The organism is Pantoea sp. Z09 (genome assembly GCF_022394795.1).
Taxonomy (GTDB): domain Bacteria; phylum Pseudomonadota; class Gammaproteobacteria; order Enterobacterales; family Enterobacteriaceae; genus Pantoea; species Pantoea latae.
Genome location: NZ_CP092373.1, coordinates 980,420 through 1,006,207 on the forward strand (window position 1 = coordinate 980,420; position 25,788 = coordinate 1,006,207).

The 25,788-nt window shown below is 60.3% G+C and carries 25 protein-coding genes; 11 read left to right on the forward strand and 14 right to left on the reverse strand.

What is annotated here, in order from left to right; translation table 11 throughout:
- Window positions 1-44: 44 nt before the first annotated feature.
- Complete coding sequence (xseA, locus tag MC269_RS04675; protein ID WP_239954216.1) at window positions 45-1,418, reverse strand: exodeoxyribonuclease VII large subunit; 1,374 nt, start codon at window positions 1,416-1,418, stop codon at window positions 45-47.
- A gap of 169 nt (window positions 1,419-1,587) precedes the next feature.
- On the opposite strand from xseA, the gene guaB reads away from it, so the two are divergent.
- The 3 genes from guaB to MC269_RS04690 all read left to right on the forward strand — a co-directional run bounded on the left by guaB (window position 1,588) and on the right by MC269_RS04690 (window position 5,589).
- Window positions 1,588-3,054, forward strand: a complete 1,467-nt coding sequence (guaB, locus tag MC269_RS04680) for an IMP dehydrogenase (protein WP_081141519.1) — start codon at window positions 1,588-1,590, stop codon at window positions 3,052-3,054.
- Window positions 3,055-3,126: 72 nt separating this feature from the next.
- Window positions 3,127-4,707, forward strand: coding sequence for a glutamine-hydrolyzing GMP synthase (guaA, locus tag MC269_RS04685; protein WP_239954218.1), 1,581 nt, complete (start codon window positions 3,127-3,129; stop codon window positions 4,705-4,707).
- Between the two features lie 99 nt (window positions 4,708-4,806).
- Window positions 4,807-5,589 (forward strand): DUF3750 domain-containing protein, encoded by a 783-nt coding sequence (locus MC269_RS04690; RefSeq protein WP_239954220.1) that lies wholly within the window; start codon window positions 4,807-4,809, stop codon window positions 5,587-5,589.
- Between the two features lie 15 nt (window positions 5,590-5,604).
- Here MC269_RS04690 and MC269_RS04695 read toward each other — a convergent pair whose 3' ends face one another.
- Window positions 5,605-5,784, reverse strand: a complete 180-nt coding sequence (locus MC269_RS04695) for a DUF2158 domain-containing protein (protein ID WP_081138368.1) — start codon at window positions 5,782-5,784, stop codon at window positions 5,605-5,607.
- A gap of 195 nt (window positions 5,785-5,979) precedes the next feature.
- Here MC269_RS04695 and MC269_RS04700 point away from each other — a divergent pair, with 195 nt between their 5' ends.
- Together MC269_RS04700 and MC269_RS04705 are read left to right on the forward strand one after the other, a co-directional pair.
- The gene (locus MC269_RS04700) at window positions 5,980-6,231 is read left to right on the forward strand and encodes a hypothetical protein (protein WP_081138376.1); all 252 of its coding nucleotides are present in this window, start codon (window positions 5,980-5,982) and stop codon (window positions 6,229-6,231) included.
- A gap of 9 nt (window positions 6,232-6,240) precedes the next feature.
- The gene (locus MC269_RS04705) at window positions 6,241-6,765 is read left to right on the forward strand and encodes an AlpA family transcriptional regulator (protein WP_239954222.1); all 525 of its coding nucleotides are present in this window, start codon (window positions 6,241-6,243) and stop codon (window positions 6,763-6,765) included.
- On the opposite strand, the gene mgtE is transcribed toward MC269_RS04705, so the two are convergent.
- The 5 genes from mgtE to ppk1 all read right to left on the reverse strand — a co-directional run bounded on the left by mgtE (window position 6,759) and on the right by ppk1 (window position 12,853).
- Complete coding sequence (mgtE, locus tag MC269_RS04710) at window positions 6,759-8,192, reverse strand: magnesium transporter (RefSeq protein WP_081138364.1); 1,434 nt, start codon at window positions 8,190-8,192, stop codon at window positions 6,759-6,761. The two genes, MC269_RS04705 and mgtE, sit on opposite strands and share 7 nt — an antisense overlap.
- A 123-nt stretch (window positions 8,193-8,315) precedes the next feature.
- On the reverse strand, window positions 8,316-8,507 hold the full coding sequence (locus MC269_RS04715; RefSeq protein WP_239954224.1) for a YfgG family protein: 192 nt from the start codon (window positions 8,505-8,507) through the stop codon (window positions 8,316-8,318).
- A 120-nt stretch (window positions 8,508-8,627) separates the two neighbouring features.
- A complete protein-coding gene (gene tehB / locus MC269_RS04720; RefSeq protein ID WP_174580893.1) occupies window positions 8,628-9,221 on the reverse strand; it encodes a tellurite resistance methyltransferase TehB in 594 nt (197 codons plus the stop codon).
- 41 nt (window positions 9,222-9,262) lie between these two features.
- Window positions 9,263-10,789, reverse strand: coding sequence for an exopolyphosphatase (gene ppx, locus MC269_RS04725; RefSeq protein ID WP_239954226.1), 1,527 nt, complete (start codon window positions 10,787-10,789; stop codon window positions 9,263-9,265).
- A gap of 3 nt (window positions 10,790-10,792) precedes the next feature.
- Complete coding sequence (gene ppk1 / locus MC269_RS04730) at window positions 10,793-12,853, reverse strand: polyphosphate kinase 1 (protein WP_081138356.1); 2,061 nt, start codon at window positions 12,851-12,853, stop codon at window positions 10,793-10,795.
- Between the two features lie 150 nt (window positions 12,854-13,003).
- On the opposite strand from ppk1, the gene MC269_RS04735 reads away from it, so the two are divergent.
- From MC269_RS04735 to pstB, 3 genes are read left to right on the forward strand one after another with little or no spacing between them, the layout of a single operon-like run.
- Window positions 13,004-15,088 (forward strand): ABC transporter permease subunit, encoded by a 2,085-nt coding sequence (locus tag MC269_RS04735; protein ID WP_239954228.1) that lies wholly within the window; start codon window positions 13,004-13,006, stop codon window positions 15,086-15,088.
- The gene (gene pstA / locus MC269_RS04740; protein WP_239954230.1) at window positions 15,085-16,725 is read left to right on the forward strand and encodes a phosphate ABC transporter permease PstA; all 1,641 of its coding nucleotides are present in this window, start codon (window positions 15,085-15,087) and stop codon (window positions 16,723-16,725) included. Before MC269_RS04735 ends, pstA begins: the two co-directional genes overlap by 4 nt.
- A 12-nt stretch (window positions 16,726-16,737) precedes the next feature.
- On the forward strand, window positions 16,738-17,505 hold the full coding sequence (pstB, locus tag MC269_RS04745; protein WP_094078493.1) for a phosphate ABC transporter ATP-binding protein PstB: 768 nt from the start codon (window positions 16,738-16,740) through the stop codon (window positions 17,503-17,505).
- A 180-nt stretch (window positions 17,506-17,685) separates the two neighbouring features.
- On the opposite strand, the gene purN is transcribed toward pstB, so the two are convergent.
- The 3 genes from purN to MC269_RS18760 are packed head-to-tail and all read right to left on the reverse strand — an operon-like array spanning window position 17,686 to window position 19,480.
- Window positions 17,686-18,324 carry a phosphoribosylglycinamide formyltransferase gene (gene purN / locus MC269_RS04750; protein ID WP_239954232.1) on the reverse strand — a complete coding sequence of 213 codons (639 nt, stop codon included), beginning with the start codon at window positions 18,322-18,324 and terminating at the stop codon, window positions 17,686-17,688.
- Window positions 18,321-19,361 carry a phosphoribosylformylglycinamidine cyclo-ligase gene (purM, locus tag MC269_RS04755; protein ID WP_239954234.1) on the reverse strand — a complete coding sequence of 347 codons (1,041 nt, stop codon included), beginning with the start codon at window positions 19,359-19,361 and terminating at the stop codon, window positions 18,321-18,323. Before purM ends, purN begins: the two co-directional genes overlap by 4 nt.
- Window positions 19,358-19,480 carry a hypothetical protein gene (locus tag MC269_RS18760; protein ID WP_256461756.1) on the reverse strand — a complete coding sequence of 41 codons (123 nt, stop codon included), beginning with the start codon at window positions 19,478-19,480 and terminating at the stop codon, window positions 19,358-19,360. The genes purM and MC269_RS18760 overlap by 4 nt, the downstream gene beginning before the upstream one ends.
- A gap of 120 nt (window positions 19,481-19,600) precedes the next feature.
- On the opposite strand from MC269_RS18760, the gene upp reads away from it, so the two are divergent.
- From upp to hda, 3 genes are all read left to right on the forward strand, one after another.
- Window positions 19,601-20,227, forward strand: a complete 627-nt coding sequence (upp, locus tag MC269_RS04760) for a uracil phosphoribosyltransferase (RefSeq protein ID WP_081138348.1) — start codon at window positions 19,601-19,603, stop codon at window positions 20,225-20,227.
- Between the two features lie 67 nt (window positions 20,228-20,294).
- On the forward strand, window positions 20,295-21,578 hold the full coding sequence (uraA, locus tag MC269_RS04765) for a uracil permease (RefSeq protein WP_081138346.1): 1,284 nt from the start codon (window positions 20,295-20,297) through the stop codon (window positions 21,576-21,578).
- Between the two features lie 91 nt (window positions 21,579-21,669).
- Window positions 21,670-22,371 carry a DnaA inactivator Hda gene (gene hda, locus MC269_RS04770; protein WP_239955065.1) on the forward strand — a complete coding sequence of 234 codons (702 nt, stop codon included), beginning with the start codon at window positions 21,670-21,672 and terminating at the stop codon, window positions 22,369-22,371.
- Window positions 22,372-22,407: 36 nt separating this feature from the next.
- Here the strand turns inward: hda and MC269_RS04775 are convergent, their stop codons facing one another.
- The 4 genes from MC269_RS04775 to MC269_RS04790 form a co-directional block, all read right to left on the reverse strand.
- Entirely contained in the window at window positions 22,408-23,304 is an 897-nt protein-coding gene (locus MC269_RS04775) for a hypothetical protein (RefSeq protein WP_239954235.1), read from the reverse strand.
- 72 nt (window positions 23,305-23,376) lie between these two features.
- Window positions 23,377-23,529 carry a hypothetical protein gene (locus tag MC269_RS04780; RefSeq protein ID WP_158083423.1) on the reverse strand — a complete coding sequence of 51 codons (153 nt, stop codon included), beginning with the start codon at window positions 23,527-23,529 and terminating at the stop codon, window positions 23,377-23,379.
- A gap of 124 nt (window positions 23,530-23,653) precedes the next feature.
- Window positions 23,654-23,995 (reverse strand): arsenate reductase (glutaredoxin), encoded by a 342-nt coding sequence (gene arsC, locus MC269_RS04785; protein ID WP_239954236.1) that lies wholly within the window; start codon window positions 23,993-23,995, stop codon window positions 23,654-23,656.
- A 6-nt stretch (window positions 23,996-24,001) separates the two neighbouring features.
- Window positions 24,002-25,465 (reverse strand): M48 family metallopeptidase, encoded by a 1,464-nt coding sequence (locus MC269_RS04790; RefSeq protein ID WP_239954237.1) that lies wholly within the window; start codon window positions 25,463-25,465, stop codon window positions 24,002-24,004.
- Between the last annotated feature and the right edge of the window lie 323 nt (window positions 25,466-25,788).

The window sequence follows — 25,788 nt, forward strand, 5'->3', positions numbered from 1 at the left end:
CGACTCCTTGGCACAAGTAATGTGTCAAAAAGTATAGTCTTTGTTCAGGATGGAGTTTTACGGCGTCGCTTTTTTTCCGGCAGCACGCTGGTCACCTGACTTTCCACCCAGCCGTCGTCGAGCCGAGTGCGTAGCGTATCGCCGCTTTGTAGCTGAGCGGTTTTTTTCACCACCTGGCCGGAGAGATCGGTGGTGACGCTGAAACCGCGCGCCAGCGTCGCCAGCGGGCTGACGCCTTCCAGCTGTGCGGCGAGCGTCGCAAAGCGCTGCCTGTCGTGATTAAGCCTTTTTTCCAGACTTTGCTGCAGGCGGTAGCGCATCTGCTCCAGCTGGCGCTGCGCCTGGAACAGACGCGGCTGCGGCTGGTGCGCGGCGAGTCGCTGTGCCAGGCGATCCTGCTGGCGCATCGTCTGACGCAGCCGGTTTTCCATCGCCTCGTTCAGCCGCTGCTGCAGACGGAACAGGGCGGTCTGCTGACGCGCCAGGCGCAGCTGCGGATGCTGCTGCTGCAGGCGGTGATCGAGGCGCGAGAAGCGGCGTTGCTGCTGCGCCAGATAGTAATCCATCGCCATTTCCAGCCGTTGTTGCTGTGAGAGCAACTGTCGCAGCAGTTCTGTCTGATTTCTGCTCACAATTTCAGCAGCGGCGGAGGGCGTCGGCGCGCGCAGGTCGGCGACAAAATCGGCGATGGTGACGTCGGTTTCGTGGCCGACGGCGCTGACCACCGGAATGCGGCTGGCGAAGATGGCGCGCGCGACGCGCTCCTCATTAAAGCTCCACAAATCTTCCAGCGAGCCGCCGCCGCGCCCGACAATCAGCACGTCGCACTCCGCGCGCTGATTGGCCAGTTCGATGGCGTGCACGATGGCGGCTGGCGCGTCGGCGCCCTGAACCGGCGTCGGATAAATCACCACCGGCAGCGAAGGATCGCGGCGGTGCAGCACGCGCAGCACGTCGTGCAGCGCGGCGCCGGTCGCCGAGGTGATCACGCCCACCTGCCTTGCCGGATCGGGCAGCGGCTGCTTGTGCTGCTGGTCAAACAGGCCTTCGCCTGCCAGTTTCGTCTTCAGCAGCTCAAACTGCTGCTGCAGCGCGCCTTCGCCAGCTGGATGCATGCTTTCGATAATCAGCTGATAGTCGCCGCGCGGCTCATAAAGCGTGATGGTGGCGCGCACCAAAATCTGCTGGCCGTGCTGAGGACGGAAGGTGACGCGGCGGTTGCTGTTGCGGAACATGGCGCAGCGCACCTGTGCACCGTCATCCTTTAGCGTGAAGTACCAGTGGCCCGACGCGGGCTGAGAAAAGTTAGAGAGCTCCGCGCTCAGCCACACCGATCCCATCTCCTGTTCCAGCAGTTGACGCACCGTGGTATTCAGGCGAGTGACGGTAAAAACATTAGCAACTGGCGGTAGCGACATGTGATGGAGATCAAATAGTAAATCAGAGGGTTAATTAACCGATACTACATGGCTGATAGCGAGGATCAAGAGTTTTTCTAAAATAATGCTGGAGGCAAACGATTACGGCCTGTATAATGCCGCGGCAATATTTTATCTGTTCTCATTCACCCCAGGTTGAGATATTGCCATGCTAAGAATCGCTAAAGAAGCCCTTACTTTCGACGACGTTCTGCTCGTTCCTGCTCACTCCACCGTTCTGCCAAACACGGCCGATCTCAGCACTCAGCTGACGAAAAACATTCGTCTCAACATCCCGATGCTCTCCGCCGCTATGGATACCGTAACCGAAGCGGGACTGGCTATTGCGCTGGCGCAGGAAGGCGGTCTGGGCTTTATCCACAAAAACATGTCGATTGAGCGCCAGGCGGAAGAAGTTCGCAAGGTGAAGAAGCATGAAAGCGGCGTGGTAACCGAACCGCAGACCGTGCTGCCGACCACCACGCTGGCGGAAGTGAAAGCCCTGACCGAGCGTAACGGTTTTGCCGGCTATCCGGTGGTAAACGAAAGCAACGAGCTGGTCGGCATCATCACCGGCCGCGACGTGCGCTTTGTTACCGATCTGACCCAGCCGGTGACCGCGGTCATGACGCCGAAAGCGCGTCTGGTCACGGTGAAAGAGGGCGAGGCGCGTGACGTGGTGCTGCAGCGCATGCACGAAAAGCGCGTTGAAAAAGCGCTGGTGGTGGACGACAGCTTCCATCTGCTCGGCATGATCACCGTAAAAGACTTTCAGAAAGCCGAACGTAAACCTAACGCCTGTAAAGATGCGCAGGGCCGTCTGCGCGTGGGCGCGGCGGTTGGCGCAGGCGCTGGCAATGAAGAGCGCGTCGACGCGCTGGTCGCGGCGGGCGTGGACGTGCTGCTGATCGACTCCTCGCACGGCCACTCTGAAGGGGTGCTGCAGCGCATCCGCGAAACCCGCGCGAAATACCCTGACCTGGAAATCATTGGCGGCAACGTTGCCACTGGCGCAGGCGCGCTGGCGCTGGCGCAGGCGGGCGTAAGCGCAGTGAAAGTCGGCATCGGCCCTGGCTCAATCTGTACCACCCGTATCGTCACCGGCGTCGGCGTGCCGCAGATCACCGCGGTGTCTGACGCCGTCGAAGCGCTGGAAGGCACCGGCATTCCGGTGATCGCCGACGGCGGTATCCGTTTCTCCGGCGATATCGCCAAAGCAATCGCCGCGGGCGCAGCCGCCGTTATGGTCGGCTCGATGCTGGCTGGCACCGAAGAGTCTCCGGGCGAGATTGAACTCTACCAGGGACGCTCGTTCAAATCCTATCGCGGCATGGGCTCGCTGGGCGCGATGTCTAAAGGTTCCTCTGATCGCTACTTCCAGAGCGATAACGCCGCCGACAAACTGGTGCCGGAAGGCATCGAAGGCCGCGTTGCCTATAAAGGCCGCCTGAAAGAGATCGTTCACCAGCAGATGGGCGGCCTGCGCTCCTGTATGGGCCTGACTGGCTGTCCGACCATCGATGACCTGCGCACCAAAGCGGAGTTCGTGCGCATCAGCGGCGCGGGCATCAACGAAAGCCACGTGCACGATGTGACCATCACCAAAGAGTCACCGAACTACCGTATGGGATCCTGATCCCGTAAGATTTATCGCCCGGCTTAAGCCGGGCGCTTTCATTATCTAGTTACCCGTTCTGGAAACGCCTCAATGACGACGGAAAATATTCATAAGCATCGCATTCTGATTCTCGATTTTGGTTCTCAATACACGCAGCTGGTCGCGCGCCGCGTACGCGAGCTGGGCGTGTACTGCGAACTCTGGGCATGGGATGTCACCGAAGAGCAGATCCGCCAGTTCAACCCGAACGGCATCATTCTTTCCGGCGGTCCGGAAAGCACCACCGAATTCAACAGCCCGCGCGCGCCGGAATATGTGTTCAACGCGGGCGTGCCGGTTCTCGGCGTCTGCTACGGCATGCAGACCATGGCGATGCAGCTGGGCGGCAAGGTCGAAGGCTCTAACGAACGTGAGTTCGGCTATGCGCAGGTTGAAGTGCTGACGCCGAGCGCGCTGATCCGCGATATCGAAGACGCCATCAGCGCCGCCGGCAAGCCGCTGCTCGACGTCTGGATGAGCCACGGCGATAAAGTTACCGCCATCCCGTCCGACTTCGTCACCGTCGCCAGCACCGAGACCTGTCCGTTCGCCATCATGGCAAACGAAGAGAAGCGTTTCTATGGCGTGCAGTTCCATCCGGAAGTGACGCACACCCGTCAGGGCCTGCGTATGCTGGAGCGTTTCGTGCTCGACATCTGCGAATGCGAAGCGCTGTGGACGCCGGCGAAAATCATCGAGGACGCGGTTGAGCGTCTGCGTGTACAGGTTGGCAACGACAAGGTTATTCTTGGCCTGTCAGGCGGCGTTGACTCCTCGGTGACCGCGATGCTGCTGCACCGCGCCATTGGCGATCGTCTGACCTGCGTGTTCGTCGACAACGGTCTGCTGCGCCTGAACGAGGCGGAGCAGGTGCTGGATATGTTCGGCGACCACTTCGGCCTGAATATCGTGCACGTACCGGCGGAAGCGCGCTTCCTTGACGCGCTGGCGGGCGAAAACGACCCGGAAGCCAAGCGTAAAATCATCGGCCGCGTATTCGTTGAAGTGTTCGACGAAGAGGCAACTAAGCTCACCGATGTGAAGTGGCTGGCGCAGGGCACCATCTATCCTGACGTGATCGAGTCCGCCGCCTCTGCGACCGGCAAGGCGCACGTGATCAAATCGCACCACAACGTGGGCGGCCTGCCGAAAGAGATGAAGCTGGGCCTGGTTGAGCCGCTGAAAGAGCTGTTCAAAGACGAAGTGCGCAAGATCGGCCTGGAGCTGGGCCTGCCGTACGATATGCTCTATCGCCATCCGTTCCCGGGTCCGGGTCTGGGCGTGCGCGTGCTGGGCGAAGTGAAAAAAGAGTATTGCGACCTGCTGCGTCGCGCCGATGCGATCTTTATCGAAGAGCTGCGCAAAGCGGATCTCTACAACAAAGTGAGCCAGGCGTTCACCGTCTTCCTGCCGGTGCGCTCCGTGGGCGTCATGGGCGATGGCCGTAAATATGACTGGGTGGTCTCGCTGCGTGCGGTGGAAACCATCGACTTTATGACCGCGCACTGGGCGCACCTGCCGTATGATTTCCTCGGCCGCGTCTCTAACCGCATCATCAACGAAGTTAACGGCATCTCGCGCGTGGTCTACGATATCAGCGGCAAGCCGCCAGCGACCATTGAGTGGGAATAACCTTTCCGCTTACACTGAAGCGCGTTGATTAATCCATCGCCAGCCTGTCGTCAGAGAGGCTGGCGATTTTCTTTCCGCTTTTTACTCCAGGACTATTCTATGCTGCCACTTAAGGCATTGAGCCTCTGCATATTGCTGGTGATCCTGCTGTCGCTCGGCGCCAGCCTGGCGCAGGCGACGCGCCACGGCGACCTCTCCGGCGCGCAGGGCGGCTGGTGGTCGGCGCGCCGCGACTCATCCGGCCTGGCGCCCGATGCGCAGCGCTATGCGGCGCAGGCGATCGTGCAGGTCTACGCCGCGCCGACCTACGGCTGGAAAGGGGCGGTGGCGGTGCATCCGTGGATTATCTTCAAACGCGCAGGCGAGACGCGCTATAACCGCTATGAGGTGATTAGCTGGGGCAGCGGTGATAAAGTGCGGCGCAACAGCAATCTGCCGGACGGCTACTGGTACGGCGCAAAACCGCGTCTGCTGGTTGAGCATCGCGGCGCAGCGGCAGAGGCGATGATCCCGCAGATTGAGGCGGCGATCCGCTCCTATCCCTGGCCGAATACCTACCACGCCTGGCCGGGGCCGAACAGCAACACCTTTCTCGCGCATATCGGGCGTGAAGTGCCGGCGCTGAAGCTCGATCTGCCCGCCAACGCGCTCGGCAAAGATTACCGGCCGCTGTGGCGTCCGATCGGTTTACCGCCGTCGGGACGGGGCATTCAGCTGTCGGTGCTGGGCGTTGCAGGCGTGACGCTGGGCGCGGAAGAGGGGTTCGAGCTGAATGTGCTGGGGCTAAATATGGGCGTGGATTTTACGCCGTTGCGTCTGCGCCTGCCGTTTATCGGCGGCCTCGGCGGCGACAACGTGCAGCAGGATAATCCGCCGGGCTAATGCCCGGCGCAGGCGTCAGCAGACGCCGAAGTCGCCATCTTCATGGTAGAGGTTGACGCTGTCCGCGTTGACCTCGATCTCTTTTTTCGTTGCGTCATCGACGCGCGCGCACCACAACGTCTCGCCTTCCACGCGCAGCACCAGCATTTTGGGGCCGCCGGTTTTCGACTGCACAAAATCATCAGGTTTAAACATGCTTTTCTCCTTGGGTTTTAAGCAAGTGTAGGGCGGGCAGCCTGCGCCTGCATAACATTTTTTGCGGCGCTTCTTCCATGATTTTTCATCAAATTCCCGCGGTGCAACGACCTGAGGCATGCTGTCGGCCAGATAAGATGGTTCAGCATGGTTGTCAGTTGACAACCACTCTCGTTCAGCGTAAGGTGCATACAGATGGAAAGAAGACGGCATCCAGACAAAGAGATTGAAGCGGCGCTGCGCTATGCCGAAGCCTATGGCTGGCAGATCGTCGCCACCGGGCACCATGGCTGGGGCAAAATGTATTGTCCCACGCATTCAGCGGCCTGCCGCTGTGGCGAGTTCTGCATCAGCGTTATCTGGAGCACGCCGCGTAACGTTTTTAATCATGCGCGCGCGCTGCGGCGCGTGGTGAATAAGTGCATCGCGGTGCGCCAACTGCATTAAGGAGCGAACATGGAATATATTTTTACGCTGCGTTTTCTGCTGCCTGAGCCAGCCCTGCCGGAAGAAGAGCTGCTGGCGCGGCTGATCGATGCAGGCTGTGACGATGCGCTGGTGGGTCTGGGCGTGCCGGGAAAAGTGGCGCTGGAGTTCACCCGCGAAGCGCCTGGCGCGCAACAGGCGGTGCTGAGCGCCATTAAAGATGTGCAGCGCGCGCTGTCGGGCGCGCTGCTCACCGAGGCGGCGCCCGACTTTGTCGGCTTAACCGATGTGGCGGAGATCATCGGCGTTTCTCGTCAGAATATGCGTAAGCTGATGCTCAGCCACAGCCCGCACTTTCCGCCGCCGGTTCATGACGGCAAAACCGCGCTCTGGCATCTGGCGGATGTGCTGACGTGGCTGGCGCAGCGTGGCAGCTATGCGATCCCCGCCGCGACGCGCGAGCTGGCGCAGGTGACGCTGCGGCTCAACCTGCAGCAGGCGCTACAGCGCTACGCGCACTGTATTGACGCCGCCGCCGAGAGCCACACTCAGTGATGCAGTAAAAACAGCGTCGCCAGACCGAGGAAAATGAAAAATCCGCCGGTGTCGGTAATGGCGGTGATCAGCACGCTGGAGCCCACCGCCGGATCGCGTTTTAGTTTGGTCATGATCAGCGGGATCAGCACGCCCATCAGCGCCGCCAGCAGCAGGTTAAGCATCATCGCCAGCATCATCACGCCGCCCAGCTCGATGTTGCTGTACATCAGCCAGGTAATCAGCCCCATCGCGCCGCCCCAGAACAAACCGTTGAGCAGCGCCACGCCCAGTTCGCGCGCGATAAGGAAAGAGAAGTTGCCCGGTTCGACCTGATGCAGCGCCAGCGCGCGCACGATCATGGTAATGGTCTGGTTGCCGGTGTTGCCGCCGATGCCCGCGACGATCGGCATCAGCGTCGCCAGCGCCACCAGCTGCGAGATGGTCTCTTCAAACAGGCCGATCACGCGCGACGCGACAAAGGCGGTGCAGAGATTGATTGCCAGCCAGGCCCAGCGACGGCGCACCGCTTTGCGCACCGGCGCGAAAACGTCCTCTTCCTGACTGATACCGCCCATGCGGCGAATATTGCTTTCGTTCTCTTCGTTAACCAGATCGACCACGTCTTCAATGGTTACGCGGCCAATCAGCTTGCCTTTGGCGTCGATCACCGCAGCGGAGATCAGGTTATAACGTTCAAACGCGCCCGCCGCGTCTTCGGCTTTATCATCTATCTGGAAGGTGGTGGGTGAGGTGTTCATTACCTCGTCCACGCGCTTTTTCGGCTTGTTGAGCAGAATATCGGTCAGCGCAAGCTCGCCCAGCAGCAGGTTGTTTTCATCGGTAATAAAAATCTTGTCGGTGCCGTCTGGCATGCTTTTACGGTGACGCAGGAAGCGCTGCACCGTCGCCAGCGTCACGTCGGCGCGCACCGTCAGGATATTGAAGTCCATGATGCGTCCGACGCGGTCGCGGTCGAAATCGACCATGCTGAGCACCCGCGCGCGCTGGTTCGGCTCCAGCGACGCCAGCAGGCGTCCCGTCAGGTTGCGCGGCAGATAGCGCGCCAGCCACACCTGGTCGTCGATATCGAGCGGTTCGATAGCGCGCAGGATATCACGGTCGCTCATCTCTTCCGTCAGGCTGGCCCAGACGGTTTCCGAGGCTTCCACCAGCACATGGCCGCGCTGCCCAACGGGCACCAGACGCCAGAGCGCCTGGCGCTCCTCTTCCGGCAGCGCTTCGAGAATATCGGCGAGGTCCGCCGCGTGCAGCTGGGCGATATCCTGCTCCAGCGCCGCCTGATGCGCCGCATTTTCACGTTGCTGTTCAGGGCTGCGCTCGCCGGATTTCTCCAGCAGCGCATCCACCAGATCCGGCTCACTGAGCAGCAGCGTCAGAATGCGATGACGAATTTCACTTAAACGTTGAGTATGCGAGGCAGACATAACGAGTCCCTTGTGTCTGAAAGTTACAGCACGAAGTGTAGCGGTTCGCCTCGCAAAAGGGCGCAAAAAAAGACGCGGTTATTCAGTCTGCGTTTAGTGGGTTCAGGCAAAGAACACGAAAGGCTAACGGCTGTCGCGCAGAGGCGTGCTCAGGGGTGCGGATTCCGGTGCGGCTTTTTTCTGCTGGTGATGCTCAAAGGCAGCGGGCAGGATAAAGATCAGGCGGCTAACGAGGATAATAAAACTAATCAGTAAAACGATCCGGGTAAAGGAAGGGGTTTTGGCTCGTCTTCGGGAAGGGATGGCGCTGTTCACGCGAGATGTTTCCTGTAATGACCCTGCTGGGCGATGGCAACATTTAGTCACAAGCCCGCGTCGAAATCAATCACCGATTAAAAAAAGAGCAGAGATTGGGCCGCATGGCGCGGCCCAGGTTCAGAGACTGGCTTTTTGCGCCAGCAGCGTGGCGAAGCGGCAGCTGATGCGGTTGCCCTGTTCGTCGCGCTTGTGCAGCTGGCCGACATGCTCGTTGTATTTCAGAATGTGCCAGTTGCGATAGTAGTGGCTTAGCTCGCCCGATTTAAAGGTAAACGGGAAAGCGAGCGGGCTGGGATAATCATCGGTGCTCATCGCCGCGACGATCAGGTTGTGCCCGTCCCGCACCGTGCTCGCCTGCATATCGGCGATCAGCTGCGGAATGGTCTCCGGCTGCAGAAACATCATCACCACCGTAGAGAGCACGAAGGTGTAGCCGCCGTTGAAACGCGTCTGGTTAAGGTCGCGCTGCTCGGTATGGATATTGCTTATCCCTTCCTGCGCAACAATCTGCTGCAGGCGTGCCAGGCTGGCGGGATTGTGATCCCAGGCGGTGACGTCAAAGCCGTTCTGGCTCAGGAATAAACTGTTACGGCCGTTGCCGCAGCCCAGATCCAGCGCCTTGCCGGGATTCAGGTGCGGCAGCGCCGCCAGCACTTCAGAATGGGTCGGCGTCAGCCCGTAGGTTTCAGCAAAATAGTGTTCAGGTTTCATCATGATTGGCGTTTAGTGCGTGGGCGCGACCGCCCACCTCCTCAGGCTTCTTCTTCCAGCATCAGCTTCCAGCCGGTGACCTCGTTCCAGTAGGTTTGCTCCCGCTCCAGATCGAGCTGCACCAGGTTGTTCTGGCTGAAATAACCCGCCGGGAAGGTCAGCGTCCAGTGACCGTCGTCGGTGGTCAGCTTGAGCGAATCAGGCCGGGTGGTGGCCTGACGCTGGTTGTTAAGTAAGGTGCCAAGGCGCAGCAGAAACAGCAGCGGCAGGAACTGTTTCTTCTTGAACAGCGTGACGCGCGGCAGATCTTCCACCTTGACGGCTTTGCGATGGAAGCGTACCAGCGCCGCCAGCAGCGTTTGCTGATCCTGGTTAAATCCGGGCAAATTGGTGTTTTGCAGGATATAGGCAGAGTGGCGCTGCATGCCGCTGTGGTTGATGGTCAGCCCTACTTCGTGCAGCATCGCCGCCCACTTCAGCAGCGCCGCCAGCTGCGGATTGGCCAGTTTGGGGTTCTGATCGCGCCACTGCAGATAGAGCTGCTCGGTGGTATCCAGCACGCGCCGCGCCTGATCGTTGTCGATGGCGTAATGATTCGCCAGGCTCTGCGCCGTGCGGCTGCGGATATCCTGATGGCGGAAGCGGCCCTCCATCTCGTAGAGCACCCCTTCGCGCAGCGCGCCGTCCGACAGGCGCAGCTCGCGGATCGCCAGCGCGTCGAAGACGCCGCAGATAATCGCCAGACCCGGCACGAACACCGACTGGCGCTCTTCAGAAAGGCCAGGCAGGCTCAGCGCGCTAAAGGATTTATGCTTGAGCACCTCGTCACAGAGCTTGTCCAGCCGCTCCGGGGTGATCAGTTTCTCTTTTTCGCCCATCGCCAGCAGCACTTCGCACGCCGCTTTAATGGTGCCCGACGCGCCGAGCGCGTACTGCCAGCCATGCAGACGATACTGCCACGCCAGCGTCTCCAGCTTTTGCGTCGCCGCCAGGCGCGCGCGCCGGAAGTTGTCGCGGCTGATTTCACCGTTGGGGAAGTAGAGCTGCGCGAAACTGACGCAGCCCATGCGGCGACTCTCAACCAGCTGTGGCTCGAAGTTTTCTCCGATCACCAGCTCGGTCGAGCCGCCGCCGATGTCGATCACCAGCTTACGGCCTTTCTCCGGCTGCGTATGCTCGACGCCCATAAAGATCAGGCGCGCCTCTTCGTTGCCGGAAATAACTTCAATAGGGTAGGGGATCACCTCAGCCGCGCGCTGCAGGAACTCTTCCGCGTTCACCGCCTGGCGCAGGGTATGGGTGCCGACAATGGTGACGTTGCTGGGGCTAAAACCCTGCAGTCGTTCGGCAAACAGCGCCAGGCAGCTCAGCCCGCGCTCTATTGCCTCTTCGCTCAGGCGATTTTTGCTGTCCAGACCGTCAGCCAGATGGACGCGCTGCTTCAGGCGACCAAGCACCTGCAAAGCGCCGTCGACCACGCGCGCAATGACCATATGAAAGCTGTTTGAGCCAAGATCGATTGCCGCAAACTCTTGCGGTCTCGGCGTACTTTTATGAGAAATGGGCATAGATTATTCAGGCTGTTCCAGTTTCTTGATGTAATCATAAATCGCCAGTTGAGAGCGGACCTTACGACGATTGCCGCGCGGAACATAGCGGTTCCCCAACTCTTTATCAACGATACGCGCCTTCACCGTATCACTAAACAGGATAGCGATAATGTCCAGAATGCGTTGCTTCACGCGCGGATCGAGGATCGACACCGCCACTTCGATGCGATGATCGATGTTACGCGTCATCCAGTCAGCGGAGGAAAGGAAGACTTTTTTATCACCGCCGTTTTCGAAAATATAGACGCGATCGTGCTCGAGATAGCGGTCAACGATACTGATCACGCGAATATTTTCACTGATCCCAGGCAAATCAGGGATTAATGAACACATGCCGCGCACCAGCAAATTCACCTTCACGCCGGCGCCGGAAGCGGCATAGAGACGGTCAACCAGACCGTTGTCCACCAGGTTGTTAATTTTCAGCGTAATGCCAGACGGATTTCCCTGCTGCGCATTGGCGATTTCCGCATCAATCAGCTGATAAAGCATCTGACGCGAGTTCTGTGGCGACACCAGCAGATGCTCAAAGCTCACCGGCCGGTAGGGGTTCTCGATAAAGTTAAACACCCGGCGCACTTCATTGGTGATGCGCGCGTCGGCGGTCAGTAGCGAATAGTCGGTATAGAGGCGCGCGGTTTTCTCGTTAAAGTTGCCGGTGCCGATATGGGCATAGCGCACCACTTCGTCGCCTTCACGGCGGGAGATCAAAAACAGCTTGGCGTGAATTTTCAGCCCCGGCGCGGAGAAAATAACGTGCACGCCCGCTTCGGTCAGGCGCTTCGCCCAGGAGATATTGGCCTCTTCATCGAAGCGCGCCTGCAGCTCTACCACCACGGTGACTTTTTTGCCGTTATAGGCGGCATGGATCATCGCATCCATAATGCGCGAACGCTTCGCGACGCGATAGATGTTGATTTTGATCGCCAGCACGCTCGGGTCGAACGACGCCTGGCGCAGCAGCTCCAGCACGTGCTCAAAGGTGTGGTAGGGGTAGTAGAGCAGAATATCGCGGTCGCGAATGGCGTCGAAGCCGTTGCGGAAGCCGTCGAAGCCGATGTGGCGGATCTGCGGCAGCGGACGGTTGACCAGGTTGCTTTTGCCCACGTCCGGGAAGCCGATAAAGTCTTTGAAGTTATGGTAGCGGCCGCCCGGCACGATGGAATCATAGTTAGAGATGGTGAGCTTGTTGCGCAGCAGCTCCACCATCGCGTCCGGCATGTCGCGCTGATAGACAAAGCGCACCGGCTCGGCGGTCAGGCGCTGCTTCAGGCTGGAGGACATCAGCTCCAGCAGGCTCGACTCCATCTCCGTTACCAGATCGTACTCTGCATCGCGCGTCATCTTCATCGAGTAGGCGTTCAGCGCGTCATAGTCGAAGAAGCCCTTAAAGATGTCGTCAAGACAGTAGCGCAGGATATTGTCCAGCAGGATCATCGGCTTGCGGCGGCGCGGCGATTCAGCGGGCAGGTTAACGAAGCGCGGCACCTTGTCAGAAGGGATCTCCAGCAGCGCATAACGGATATCCTCGCCGCGAATAATCTCCACCGCCAGATAGGTGTAGTCATCCTTCAGAAATTCGGTGAGATCGGTGTCGTGATTAATCAGGATCGGCGAGATATGCTGGCGCAGCTCGTGTTTGAAATAGTGGCGCAGCCAGATCTGTTGATTAGGCGAAAGCTGACGCTCGTTGATCAGAAAGATCTGGTTGCGCGCCAGCTCCAGCAGCAGCTCATTGTAGAGGCCGTCAAACTCCTGCTCCGACTTCATCACGCGCTGCTGAATTTTTTTCAGCAGATGGCGCGGCAGCCCCGGCGAACCCTGCTCTTCGCCAATCAGGATGCGGCGCTTGAGGTCGGCGAAGCGAACCTTGTAAAACTCGTCGAGATTATTGGAATAGATCCCGAGAAAACGCATGCGTTCAATGAGCGGATTGGTTTTATCCGCCGCCTCTTGCAGAACGCGTTCGTTAAAGGATAACCAGCTTAATTCTTTTTCTATATATAGCTTTTCCTGACCCATTCTGACTCCATATCGCGTTTGCAGGACTAAAGAACCAGTGTCCGACATCATTATGGCGAGAGTATGGCAAGCTTGTCCAACGCCAATGGTTGTCTTATCAACCAGCTACGGGCAACATAGCGGCTTACTACCGATCCCATTCAGAGCCGCATGAGCCTAAAGCATATACCCGTTAACTTCAGCGACCGCCGACGCCGCGCTATCGACCGCTTCACGCGGCGACTGGTCACCTGCTGCGGCATCGCCATTTTGCTGCTGATGCTGCTGCTTTTCTTCTGGCTGATCTGGGTGGTGCTGCCGCTGTTCGCCTCGCCGGCGCTGCATCCGCAGCCCGCGCAGCAGCTATGGGATCGCCAGCCTGCGCTGGCCCTGGGCTTTACCGACCAGCAGGGCTGGCGTATCGGCCGCGACGGCGCGGCGCGCGTGATCCCGCTGAACGGCCAGCCCGCCGAAGCGGCGTTGACGCTGCGTCCGGCACCGCAGCAGATCGTCAGCAGCGCCGATCGGCGCACGCTGCTGCTTAACGCGCAGGGCGCGCTGCTGCTGCTGCAGCCGGCGAACGGCGCGTGGCGCTATCCGCTCGGTGAGGTTCCTGTGCAGCTGCCGGGCGGCGCGGTGAAAGCTGCGGCGCTGGCGACGCTGGGCGAAGAGAAGTGGCGCATCGCCGCGCAGACCGAAACGGGGCTGAACATCGTGACGCTGACGCGCCAGCAGGCGCCGCAACGTGTCGAACTGCCGCAGACGCAGGCCGATCATCTGCTGCTGTCGCCGCAGGGCGATCTGCTCTACGCCAGCGCAGGCAATCTGCTGCGCGTCTGGCAATTGCGCGACGACGGCGCGACGCTGCGCGAAACCGTGACGCTGGCGCAGCCGCCGCGCAGCCTGCATCTGCTGGCGGGCGGGGCGAGCCTGCTGATTCAGGACGGACGCGGCGTGACGCAGTGGTTCGCTATCGCCGGCGCGCAGGGGCCGCGCCTGCATGAAATCCGCACCTTCGCCGAAAGCAGCCCGACCGCGACTCTCGTGACGGAGCCGCAGCGTCGCGTCTTCGCCACGCTGGCGCCCGATGGCGCGCTGAAAATTTTCGCCAGCAAACAGCGTGGCCCCATCCTGCAGCGTCAGCTGGCGCCCGGCATAGAAAACGCCGCCTTCTCGCCGCGCGGCGACGCGCTGCTGCTGGAGCGCGCCGGAAGCTGGCAGGTGCTGCGCATCGACAACCCCTGGCCGGACGTCAGCTGGCGCAGCTTCTGGCAGAAAATCTGGTATGAAAACTATCCCGCGCCCGACTGGGTGTGGCAGTCCACCAACGCCGCAGACAGCTATCAGGCCAAGTTCAGCTTTATGCCGATGGTGACGGGCACGCTCAAAGCGGCGGCGCTGTCGCTGCTGTTCGCCACGCCGCTGGCGCTGGCGGCCGCGATGTATACCGCCTGGTTTATGGCGCCGGGCCTGCGGCGCTGGGTGAAACCGGCGATAGAGATGATGGGCGCGCTGCCCAGCGTGGTGATCGGGCTGATCGCTGGACTCTGGCTGGCGCCGCATATCAGCCAGGCGCTGCTGGGCGTGCTGCTGCTGCCGCTGACGCTGGCGGCGACGCTGCTGATTTGCGGCGCGCTCAGCGGTCGCCTGCCGCCGCGCTGGCGACAGCCGGGACGCGAGGTGATGCTGCTGCTGCCGGTGCTGCTGATCGTCACGCTCGCCACGCTCACTATCCCGGCCTGGCTGATGCGTGATGCGGCGGAATGGCTGCCGCACTACGAGCAGCGCAACCTGCTGGTCGCCGGGCTGGCAATGGGCTTTGCGCTGGTACCGCTGATTTTTACCCTGTCGGAAGATGCGCTGTTCAGCGTGCCCGCCGCGCTGGGGCAGGGGTCGCTGGCGCTGGGGGCAACGCCGTGGCAAACCCTGACGCGCGTGGTGCTGCCGGGCGCGTCGGCGGGCATTTTCGCCGCGCTGATGATCGGCTTCGGCCGCGCGGTCGGGGAAACCATGATCGTGCTGATGGCCACCGGCAACACGCCGCAGAGCCACGGCGGCCTCTTCTCCGGACTGCGGGCGCTCTCCGCCAACATCGCCATTGAGATGCCGGAAGCGGCGGCCGGCAGCGCGCACTATCGCATTCTGTTTCTCAGCGCGCTGATGCTGCTGATCTTTACGTTAATGATTAACACGCTGGCCGAGCTGATCCGTCAGCGGCTGCGCCAGCGCTATAGCCAGCATGAGGGCCAGGCATGAAGGCGATGCGACAAAATGAACGCTGGCGCTGGCTGACCGCTGGCGCCGTCGCCGTCTGTCTGCTGGCATTTACCCTGCTGATCGCGCTGCTGGCGTGGCAGGGGATGCGCGCCTTCTGGCCGCAGCGCGTCGATCTCTACCATCTGGCGCAGCCGGAAGGACAAACCACGGCGCTGATGGGGGAAACCCTGGAGCATCAGCCGCACTTTCCCGCGCCTGCGGTGCAAAACGAGCCGCTGCCGTCGGTCAGCCAGGTGCATCGCTACCTGATTAAAACCGGCAACCGCGACTGGGACGCGCCCGATTTCCGCGTGATTTATGCGCGCGAGGCGCTCAGGGTCAGCCAGCCGCAAGCGGCGATGGTGCTACAGCGGCGCAGCGGCGGCAACGCCTACGGCTGGTTTGCTGGCCTGCGTGAAGATAACGAAGCGCTGACGGCGCGCGATCCCGATGCGCTGCTGCATCAGCGGCTGGAGCAGGTGCGCGATCTGCTGCGTAAAATTAACCGCATTCGCCATGTGGATCTGGCGCGGCTGAACGATCAGCTGGCGGCGCTCGACGCGCGCGCCGATAAACTACGGCAGGAGCAGCGGTTCGATACGCGTGCGCTGTCAGAGTTCGAGGCGAATCAGGCGGCGCTGCAGCGTCGCTTTACGCAGCTCAGCGGCCAGCTGGCCGATCTGCAGCGCGAGAGTCAGCGCGACGCGCTGGTGCTGCGCGACGCGCAGGATCGCCAGCATGTGATTCCGCTGGCGCAGGTGGTCGAGGTCTGGTACCCCAATGCCATGAGCACGCCGCAAAAGGTGGCGCACACGCTGCGCCAGATCTGGCATTTCGTCAGTGATTCGCCCGCCGACGGCGAGAGCGACAGCGGCGCGTTCCCGGCGATTTTCGGCACGGTGCTGATGGTACTGCTGATGTCGGTGGTGGTGATGCCGTTCGGCGTCATCGCGGCAATCTGGCTGCATGAGTATGCCGGCCGTAACCCCCTGACGCGGCTGGTGCGCATTGCAGTGGTCAATCTGGCTGGCGTGCCGTCGATCGTCTACGGCGTGTTCGGGCTGGGCTTTTTTGTCTGGCTGGTGGGCGGCACCCTCGATCAGCTCTTCTTTTCACGCGCGCTGCCTAATCCCACCTTCGGCACGCCGGGGCTGCTGTGGGCCGCGCTGACGCTGGCGCTGCTGACGCTGCCGGTGGTGATCGTCGCCACGGAAGAGGGGCTGTCGCGCATTCCTGACTCGCTGCGTCAGGGCTCGCTGGCGCTGGGCGCCACCCAGGCGGAGACGTTGTGGCACGTGGTGCTGCCGATGGCGCTGCCCGCTATGCTGACCGGCCTGATTTTAGCCGTGGCGCGCGCGGCGGGCGAGACCGCGCCGCTGATGCTGGTGGGCGTGGTGAAGATGGTGCCGGAGCTGCCGGTCGATGCGGTCTTCCCCTGGCTGCACCTCGACCGCAAGTTTATGCATCTTGGCTTCCAGATTTACGATCTCGCCTTTCAAAGTCCCAACGTAGAGGCCGATCGTCCGCTGGTTTACGCCACGGCGCTGCTGCTGGTGGCGATTATTCTGTCGCTTAATCTGCTGGCGATGGCGCTGCGTCACCGCCTGCGCGAACGCTATCGCCTGATGACCCAATAAAAGATGATGACTATGATGCCCGACACCGAAGCGGCGCTGACGCTAAACCACCTCTCGTTATGGTATGGCGAGCGGCAGGCGCTGCATGATATTTCGCTGCAGATCCCGCAGAAGCGCATTACCGCGCTGATCGGCCCCTCTGGCTGCGGCAAATCGACGCTGCTGCGCTGCTTTAATCGTATGAATGACGTGGTGGACAGCTGCCGCATTGAGGGCGATATCCTGCTTGGCAGCCACGCCATTATGCAGCCGTCGCAGGATCTCTCGGCGCTGCGCCGGCGCATCGGCATGGTGTTTCAACGGCCGAATCCTTTTCCCAAGTCGATTTATGAGAATGTGGTGTATGGCCTGCGGCTGCAGGGCGTGCGCGACCGGCGCGTGCTTAATGAGGCGTGCGAGCGCGCGCTGCGCGCGGCGGCGCTGTGGAGCGAGGTGAAAGATCAGCTGGGGCAGAACGCGCTGACGCTCTCCAGCGGCCAGCAGCAGCGTCTGGTCATCGCCCGCGCCATCGCCATCGAGCCTGAGGTGCTGCTGCTGGATGAGCCGACCTCGGCGCTCGATCCCATCTCTACGCTGGTGATTGAAGAGCTGATGACCACCCTGAAGCAGCACTTTACGCTGGTGCTGGTCACCCACAATATGCAGCAGGCGTCGCGCGTGTCAGATTACACGGCGTTTATGCATCAGGGAGCGGTGGTGGAGTTTGATGAAACGGATCGCATCTTTACCTCGCCGCGCAACCGGCGCACCGAGGATTACATTACCGGGCGCTACGGCTGAGGTAGCGGTACTTGTTCTCACAGGCAGCTAACAAAGTCAAAACGTAGCTGGCATGGGCAGAAGAGCAAAGCGTCCTGCGCCAGGGACGGCGCAGGCCGAGCGCGTATGGATACCTTGAGCGGCTTTGCGATCGGTCCATGCCATCTAGGTAAGCACGGATGAATCAAACCGCTTTATGCCTTAGTCGTGCGCGTAGCCCTGCGGCGGCAGCGGCTGATTATCAAGCCAGGCTTTGCCTTCGCGCATCGCTAACCGCCCTTCGACAAACCAGCCGATCACCAGCGGATAGATGGCATGCTCCTGATGCTGCACGCGCGCGGTAATCGCCTCTTCGTCGTCGCCGGGGAAAATCGGCACGCGGGCCTGAAGGATCACCGGGCCGCCGTCCAGCTCGTCGGTGACGAAATGCACTGAGGTGCCGTGCTCGGCGTCGCCGTTCGCCAGCGCCTGACGATGGGTGTGCAAACCGGGATATTTCGGCAGCAGCGAAGGGTGGATATTGAGCAGACGATCCTGATAGTGGGCGACAAAGGCGCTGCTGAGAATGCGCATGTAGCCCGCCAGCACCACCAAATCCGGTGCGCAGGCATCAATCGCCGCCATCAGCTGACGATCGAAGGCTTCCCGGTCGGGAAAATCGCTGGCCGCCAGCGCATGGGCCGGCACGCCCGCGTCGCGCGCGCGCGTCAGGCCGAAAGCCGTGGCTTTATTACTGAAAACGGCAGCAACGCTGCCGTTAATCCGCCCGCTTGCGCAGGCGTCGAGGATGGACTGAAGATTGCTTCCGTTGCCGGAGATCAGTACAACCAGCTTTTTCATGCGTTGATAACCACGCGCTCTTCCGCGTCGGACGCCTTAATCACGCCGATTTTCCAGGCTTTCTCGCCTGCGGCGCGCATCAGCTCAACCGCGCGGTCCGCGTCGGCGGCGCTCAGCGCGATCACCATGCCGACGCCGCAGTTAAAGGTGCGGTACATCTCGTGACGGCTGACGTTGCCCGCCTGCTGCATCCAGCTGAACACCGCCGGCCATTCCCAGCTCTTCTCGTCGATCACCGCCTGGGTATTGTCCGGCAGCACGCGCGGAATGTTCTCCCAGAAGCCGCCGCCGGTCAGGTGCGCCACCGCATGCACATCGACCTGCTCGATCAGGCTGAGAATATTCTTCACGTAGATGCGGGTCGGTTCCAGCAGGTGATCCGCCAGCGGACGGCCTTCCAGCTGTTTGGTCAGCGGATCGGTCTGGCTCACTTCGAGGATTTTGCGCACCAGTGAATAGCCGTTGGAGTGCGGACCGCTGGAGCCGAGCGCGATCAGCACGTCGCCGTCCTGCACTTTTGATCCGTCGATAATTTCAGACTTCTCGACCACGCCGACGCAAAAACCAGCTACGTCGTAATCTTCGCCGTGGTACATGCCCGGCATCTCGGCGGTTTCGCCGCCGACCAGCGCGCAGCCGGACTGCAGACAGCCATCGGCGATGCCGGCGATCACGGCGGAAGCGGTGTCGACATCCAGTTTGCCGGTGGCGTAGTAGTCGAGGAAAAACAGCGGCTCCGCGCCCTGAACCACCAGATCGTTCACGCACATGGCGACCAGGTCGATGCCGATAGCGTCATGGCGCTTCAGATCCATCGCCAGACGCAGCTTGGTGCCGACGCCGTCGGTGCCGGAGACCAGCACCGGCTCGCGATACTTCTGCGGCAGCGCGCAAAGCGCACCGAAACCGCCCAGTCCACCCATCACTTCCGGGCGGCGGGTCTTTTTCACTACGCCTTTAATACGGTCAACCAGAGCATTACCAGCATCGATATCAACGCCGGCGTCTTTGTAGCTGAGAGAGGTCTTGTCGGTCACTGCGGAATCCCCACGCGATTGCGGTTGGTGGTTAACAAAAAGCGCGGCAATTCTACCAGCGCAGGCAAACGTTTGCGAGCCCGATTACCTGGTGAAATTGCGCGCAGCGCGATTTTCATCAATCCTTGAATAACGGATCAAAACATTCCCTCTTTGCGCAACGACATATGGCGCGCTTGCGAAAAGGCGGTATAATCCCGCGATTTTTTTTTAGCTCAACTCATTCCGGGAGAACACCAATGAAGATCGTGGAAGTCAAACACCCGCTGGTCAAACATAAACTGGGCCTGATGCGTGAGCATGATATCAGTACGAAGCGCTTCCGCGAGCTGGCGTCGGAAGTCGGCAGCCTGCTGACCTATGAAGCCACTGCCGATCTGGAAACCGAGCGCGTCACCATCGAAGGCTGGAACGGCCCGGTGGAAATCGATCAGATTAAAGGCAAAAAAATCACTGTCGTGCCGATCCTGCGCGCCGGTCTGGGGATGATGGAAGGGGTGCTGGAGCACGTGCCGAGCGCGCGCATCAGCGTGGTCGGCGTCTATCGCGACGAAGAGACGCTGGAGCCGGTGCCCTACTTTCAGAAACTGGTCTCCAACATCGAAGAGCGCCTGGCGCTGGTGGTCGACCCGATGCTGGCGACCGGCGGCTCGATGATCGCCACCATCGATCTGCTGAAAAAAGCGGGCTGCAGCAGCATCAAGGTGCTGGTACTGGTTGCCGCGCCGGAAGGGATCGCCGCGCTGGAGAAGGCGCACCCGGACGTTGAACTTTACACCGCGTCGGTCGACCACGGCCTGAATGAGAAGGGGTATATCATTCCAGGGCTGGGCGACGCCGGCGACAAGATTTTCGGAACCAAATAATTCAATCAGCCGACCAGAGAGTCGGCTTTTTTTTGGCAAAAAACAGACTCTTTAAAGGGGATAAATGATGACTCGTCGCGCCATCGGCGTCAGCGAACGCCCGCCGCTACTGCAAACCATACCGCTCAGCCTGCAACACCTTTTTGCCATGTTCGGCGCCACGGTGCTGGTGCCGATTCTGTTCCATATCAATCCGGCGACGGTGCTGCTGTTCAACGGCGTCGGCACGCTGCTTTATCTCTTTATCTGTAAAGGTAAAATTCCCGCCTATCTCGGCTCCAGCTTCGCCTTTATTTCGCCGGTGCTGCTGCTGCTGCCGCTGGGCTATGAGCTGGCGCTGGGCGGCTTTATTCTCTGTGGCGTGCTGTTCTGCGTGGTGGCGCTGATCGTGAAAAAAGCCGGCACCGGCTGGATCGACGTGATGTTTCCGCCCGCGGCGATGGGTGCCATCGTGGCGGTGATCGGGCTGGAACTGGCGGGCGTGGCGGCCAATATGGCCGGCCTGCTGCCGGCGGAAGGGAGCAGTGCCGACAGCACCACCATCACCATTTCGCTGGTGACGCTGGCGGTGACGGTCTTCGGTTCGGTGCTGTTCCGCGGCTTTCTCGCCATCATTCCGATTCTGGTGGGCGTGATCGCGGGCTACGCGCTCTCGTTCGCCATGGGCATCGTGGACTGGACGCCGGTATATAACGCGCCCTGGTTCGCGCTGCCAACCTTCTATACGCCGCGCTTTGAGTGGGCGGCGATGCTGACTATCCTGCCTGCCGCGCTGGTGGTGATCGCCGAACACGTCGGGCATCTGGTGGTCACGGCGAATATCGTGAAAAAAGATCTGATGCGCGATCCCGGCCTGCACCGCTCGATGTTCGCCAACGGCCTCTCCACGGTAATCTCCGGCTTCTTCGGTTCGACGCCGAACACCACCTACGGCGAAAACATCGGCGTGATGGCGATTACCCGCGTCTACAGCACCTGGGTGATCGGCGGCGCGGCGATTATCGCTATCCTGCTGTCGTGCGTCGGCAAGCTGGCGGCGGCGATCCAGGCGGTGCCGGTGCCGGTGATGGGCGGCGTCTCGCTGCTGCTCTACGGCGTGATCGGCGCGTCCGGTATTCGCGTGCTGATCGAGTCAAAAGTGGACTATAGCAAGGCGCAAAACCTGATCCTCACCTCGGTGATCCTGATCATCGGCGTCAGCGGGGCCAAGGTGCACATCGGCGCCGCCGAGCTGAAAGGCATGGCGCTGGCGACGATAGTCGGCGTGCTGCTGGCGCTGATCTTCCGCGTTATTTCGCTGCTACGTCCAGAAGAAGTGGTGCTGGAAGCGGACGAAAAGGGCGGCCACTAAGCGCGTCGCGGGCAGGGACGCCCGTTATCCTCTCCTGCTGAAAACTGTGGTAGACTTGCCCCGTTTTTTGCCTGTTCCTTTTGAGGTGCTTCTGAACACGCCGGCACAACTGTCACTGCCACTCTATTTACCGGACGACGAAACTTTCGCCAGCTTCTGGCCGGGAGAAAATCCGTCGCTTATTGCCGCCCTTAAAGGCGCCCTCAGTCAGCAACACGGCAGCTATCTCTATTTCTGGTCGCGCGAAGGCGGCGGACGCAGCCATCTGCTGCACGCGGCGTGCGCGGAAATGTCGGCGCGCGGCGAAGCGGTCGGCTATGTGCCGCTGGATAAACGCACCTGGTTTGTGCCGGACGTGCTGGAAGGCATGGAGCAGCTGGCGCTGGTCTGCATCGACAATATTGAGTGCATCGCCGGAGAAGAGGCGTGGGAAATGGCGATCTTCGATCTCTATAACCGTATTCTGGAAACCGGCAACACCCGGCTGCTGATCACCGGCGATCGCCCGCCGCGCCAGCTTAATCTTAACCTGCCGGATCTGGCGTCGCGTCTCGACTGGGGCCAGATCTACCGCCTGCAGCCGCTGAGCGACGAAGATAAACTGCAGGCGCTGCAGCTGCGCGCCGGCATGCGCGGATTTGAACTGCCGGAAGATGTTGGCCGTTTCCTGCTGAAACGCCTCGATCGCGAAATGCGCACGCTGTTCGACACGCTGGATCGTCTGGATCGCGCTTCGATCAGCGCGCAGCGCAAACTCACCATTCCCTTTGTCAAAGAGACGCTCGGGCTTTAACAGCACTGGCTCTCTGTTCAAAGCAGAACTGCGCGGCTAATGCCTGGCAATGCGTCTTAGATACCGCTCATATTCTTGCTTCAGGTAATCAATTTTGCGCGGCAGCTCTTTCGTATACAGCCCCGGCGACAGGTAATCGCCGGGATTATGCTCCAGTTCTACTGCAAGCTGTTCAACAATGCGGTAGAGCGGAATGTGGTGCTCCGCCTGAAAACGTCTAAATCCTCTTTGCCAGATAAAAGACAAAAAGTAGTCAACGTACTTTCTGCTCAGGCGGAAGGGCAACGTCTGCAATTTTTCAAGCAGGAAGTTAAAGGCGGGTAATGCCAGCACGCGAATTCTTTCCGCTTCGGTTAACCTGTCTTTTCCCATGGGAACCGTTGCGTTGGAGAGCCGCGACCGAATGCAGGCCAACGGATTAAGCACCCTGACAAACTCATGGTACATCGCCGCTCCATGCCGATCGGGCATGACGAGGTAAGGTTCGGTATTTAGCCTGAGTTTGTCGCCGACAAAATCATCGGCATCAAAGCCTGTCGGTCGGTCGATAATATCGACAATGTTTGCTTCATTCAGCCGCGCATTGAGAAACTGCCCCTGGTCATCCTCTTTTACCTTACCGGTATCCCTGTCTATTAAATTCAGTACCGCGATAGAGGGAGGATGAAATATGTCCTGAGTCTTACTCTCTACGTTAAAGATTCGCGCAATCACATCCACACCTTCTTTTCGCGCCACATAATCGACGTCGATTGAGGTGATAGCTGTCACGTCTGGCTGGTCAGGATAAAGATGCAGATAGGTAAGATACCAGTACATAACCGCCTGTCCGCCTACGGTTATCACTGGCGACGGCAGCTGATATGCATTATCAATCAAATATCGATTGAGTTTTATTATCTGCTCTTCTGGCGGAATAGAACGTGCAGTCATAAAAACGCTATCTCACTGATAGAGCGGCTTTACAGGCTGAACAGGGGAGGCACAAGACAGAAGATGATTCTCTCAAAAAAACGCCAGGCTGCGGCCATTTTTAGCAGGAACAATGCCATCAGGGCGCTTTTCAAGCGTACGGCCAGTTGCCTCACCTTTGCGGACAGCTTCAACATGCTGCTGATATTCACGCTGATGTCTGATTTTCGCTTCCTGAGCTGACATAGAATCACCGATTTAAGAGGCCGAAAATTAATTGTTGCTCAAATATACGCCAGCAGCCTTCTGCTGACAATCACCTGAAACTTAGCCCTGCAGGCGATAAAGAGAGCCGGCGCCCTCTTTTAAACTAAAGGATCGCCAGCACCGCTTCTGGCGGACGACCCAGGCGCGCCCGATCGCTGTTGATGACAATCGGCCGCTCCAGCAGCGCGGGATGCGCGGCCAGCGCGTCGAGCAGTTCACTCTCGCTGGCGTTTTCCAGCCCTAGCGCTTTATAAAGATCCTCTTTGGTGCGCATCAGCTGACGCGCGCTCGCCATACCGAGCTTTTGCAGCAAAATTTGCAGCGTGTCGCGATCCGGCGGGCTCTCCAGATAGCGCACGATCTCCGGCTCGACGCCGTGGGCCGTCAGCAGCGCCAGGGTTTCGCGGCTCTTGCTGCAGCGTGGGTTGTGATAAAGCGTGACCATGGCAGGTTATCCTTTTTGATACTGTTTAAAGCGGTTCTGCAGCTGACGCAGCTGATCGATGCGCGCATCGTAGCGCGCCTGCTTCAGGCTGCCGACCGGCACCTGGGCGCTGGCGCTGCTAAGCGCGGTAATCGCCTGATCGAGCTGGCCGTTGAGCGCCAGCGTCTCGGCGCGCGCCGACATCTCTTCGTCGTTTAGCCCCTGCTGCGCCGACGCCTGCGCCAGCAGATCCCAGCCGTTGGGATCGTCTGGATGGGACCAGGTGTAGCGGTTAAGGATGCGGCTGGCATTGGCGGGCTGCTTCGCCTCAACGTAAGCGTTCGCCAGGTTGAGCTGCACCACCGGGCTGTTTTTTGCCGTGCCGGCGTTGTTGAGCAGCGCGATCGCCTGCTGCGGCTGGTTCAGGCCGATATCGATATCGGTCATGATATCGAGAAACCAGACGTTGTCGGGCTGCTTCGCCAGCAGCGGCTCAATCAGCTTTTTCGCGCTGGCGAAGCTTTTCGCCTGTAAAAACTGCACTGCTTTGCCATATTGCGCCGCCTGCTGCTCGCGGCTGTTGCCGCGGCCATACTCATCCAGCAGCTCGTCGGTCAACTGATTGCGGCCGGTGGCGTACATGCCGAGCGCGCGCACCTTCGCCATGTAATAGTCCTGCGACGACTGCACTACCACCGGGCGCATCTGGTTGGCGCGGTTGCGCGCATCCGCCAGACGGCTGTCCGGCAGCGGGTGCGTCAGCAGGATCTCCGGCGGCTTCGAGGAGAAGCGGCTCTGGTCGGCCAGCTTCTGCAGGAAGTTGGGCATCGCCTGGGGATCGAATCCGGCGCGCTGCAGCACCTGAATGCCAATGCGATCCGCCTCCTGCTCGTTGTTCTGGGTAAAGCTGATAATGCCCTGCTGCGTGCCCGCCAGCGTGCCGGTCAGCGCCGCCATGCCCGCCTGCGGATTGGCCATCGCCAGCAGAATCGACCCCAGCGCGCCAACCCAGGTCAGCGGCGCGTTGCGCTTCTGATCTTCCATCGCGCGCGCCAGATGGCGCTGGGTGACGTGAGAGATTTCATGCGCCATCACCGACGCCAGCTGGCTTTCATTTTCGGTAAAGCGAAACAGCGAGGCGTGCAGCACCACGTTGCCGCCGAAAAAGGCGAAGGCGTTCAGCTCGTCGTTCTGGATCAGAAAGAAGTGGAAAGGCGTTTTTACCGCGTCGGCATGGGCCACCAGCCGCTGGCCGAGCTGATTGATGTACTGGTTAAGCAGGGGATCGTTAATCAGCGGCGCGCTGGCTCGCAGCTGGCGCACATAAAAATCGCCCATCTGCATCTCCTGTCCGATGGAGAGCGTTGAGCCTGCAGTGGTGCCCATATCGGGCAGCGAATCGCTGACGTCAGCCCAGACGGACGCGTGCGGCATCAGCATCAGCGTGGGAAGCAGCGCGGCGACTAGCGTTTTCTTTAACCGGTTCAACATGCCTGGATCCTGTAGAGAAGCCCGGAGGCCTGCAAAGTAGGGAGTGCTTTTTCAGGGCAAAAGAGGCGTCGCGCTATCTTAACCAGAGCCTCTGGAGAAAGAAACGGGCAGCGCCGCGATTCATGCGCGCCGTTGAAGGCTGCTTGCAGCAAAAAATTGAACGTTGCTAACAGGCGGCCTCTCTCGGCATTGCGAAAGGCGCGTTAAGCAGACCTGCGCCGCAGGGCCGATTAAACGTGCCGTTGCTCGCTGCGTATTAAGCCGGACAGACGAAAAATCACTCGTTGTCGCCTTGTTCAGGCGCGCTTCAACAGCCGCCACGA

Coding starts and splice junctions, on each gene's coding strand:
- xseA (WP_239954216.1), bottom strand. CDS start 1,418: ATGTCGCTACCGCCAGTTGCTAATGTTTTTACCGTCACTCGCCTGAAT.
- guaB (WP_081141519.1), top strand. CDS start 1,588: ATGCTAAGAATCGCTAAAGAAGCCCTTACTTTCGACGACGTTCTGCTC.
- guaA (WP_239954218.1), top strand. CDS start 3,127: ATGACGACGGAAAATATTCATAAGCATCGCATTCTGATTCTCGATTTT.
- MC269_RS04690 (WP_239954220.1), top strand. CDS start 4,807: ATGCTGCCACTTAAGGCATTGAGCCTCTGCATATTGCTGGTGATCCTG.
- MC269_RS04695 (WP_081138368.1), bottom strand. CDS start 5,784: ATGTTTAAACCTGATGATTTTGTGCAGTCGAAAACCGGCGGCCCCAAA.
- MC269_RS04700 (WP_081138376.1), top strand. CDS start 5,980: ATGGAAAGAAGACGGCATCCAGACAAAGAGATTGAAGCGGCGCTGCGC.
- MC269_RS04705 (WP_239954222.1), top strand. CDS start 6,241: ATGGAATATATTTTTACGCTGCGTTTTCTGCTGCCTGAGCCAGCCCTG.
- mgtE (WP_081138364.1), bottom strand. CDS start 8,192: ATGTCTGCCTCGCATACTCAACGTTTAAGTGAAATTCGTCATCGCATT.
- tehB (WP_174580893.1), bottom strand. CDS start 9,221: ATGAAACCTGAACACTATTTTGCTGAAACCTACGGGCTGACGCCGACC.
- ppx (WP_239954226.1), bottom strand. CDS start 10,789: ATGCCCATTTCTCATAAAAGTACGCCGAGACCGCAAGAGTTTGCGGCA.
- ppk1 (WP_081138356.1), bottom strand. CDS start 12,853: ATGGGTCAGGAAAAGCTATATATAGAAAAAGAATTAAGCTGGTTATCC.
- MC269_RS04735 (WP_239954228.1), top strand. CDS start 13,004: ATGAGCCTAAAGCATATACCCGTTAACTTCAGCGACCGCCGACGCCGC.
- pstA (WP_239954230.1), top strand. CDS start 15,085: ATGAAGGCGATGCGACAAAATGAACGCTGGCGCTGGCTGACCGCTGGC.
- pstB (WP_094078493.1), top strand. CDS start 16,738: ATGATGCCCGACACCGAAGCGGCGCTGACGCTAAACCACCTCTCGTTA.
- purN (WP_239954232.1), bottom strand. CDS start 18,324: ATGAAAAAGCTGGTTGTACTGATCTCCGGCAACGGAAGCAATCTTCAG.
- MC269_RS18760 (WP_256461756.1), bottom strand. CDS start 19,480: ATGAAAATCGCGCTGCGCGCAATTTCACCAGGTAATCGGGCTCGCAAA.
- upp (WP_081138348.1), top strand. CDS start 19,601: ATGAAGATCGTGGAAGTCAAACACCCGCTGGTCAAACATAAACTGGGC.
- uraA (WP_081138346.1), top strand. CDS start 20,295: ATGACTCGTCGCGCCATCGGCGTCAGCGAACGCCCGCCGCTACTGCAA.
- MC269_RS04775 (WP_239954235.1), bottom strand. CDS start 23,304: ATGACTGCACGTTCTATTCCGCCAGAAGAGCAGATAATAAAACTCAAT.
- MC269_RS04780 (WP_158083423.1), bottom strand. CDS start 23,529: ATGTCAGCTCAGGAAGCGAAAATCAGACATCAGCGTGAATATCAGCAG.
- arsC (WP_239954236.1), bottom strand. CDS start 23,995: ATGGTCACGCTTTATCACAACCCACGCTGCAGCAAGAGCCGCGAAACC.
- MC269_RS04790 (WP_239954237.1), bottom strand. CDS start 25,465: ATGTTGAACCGGTTAAAGAAAACGCTAGTCGCCGCGCTGCTTCCCACG.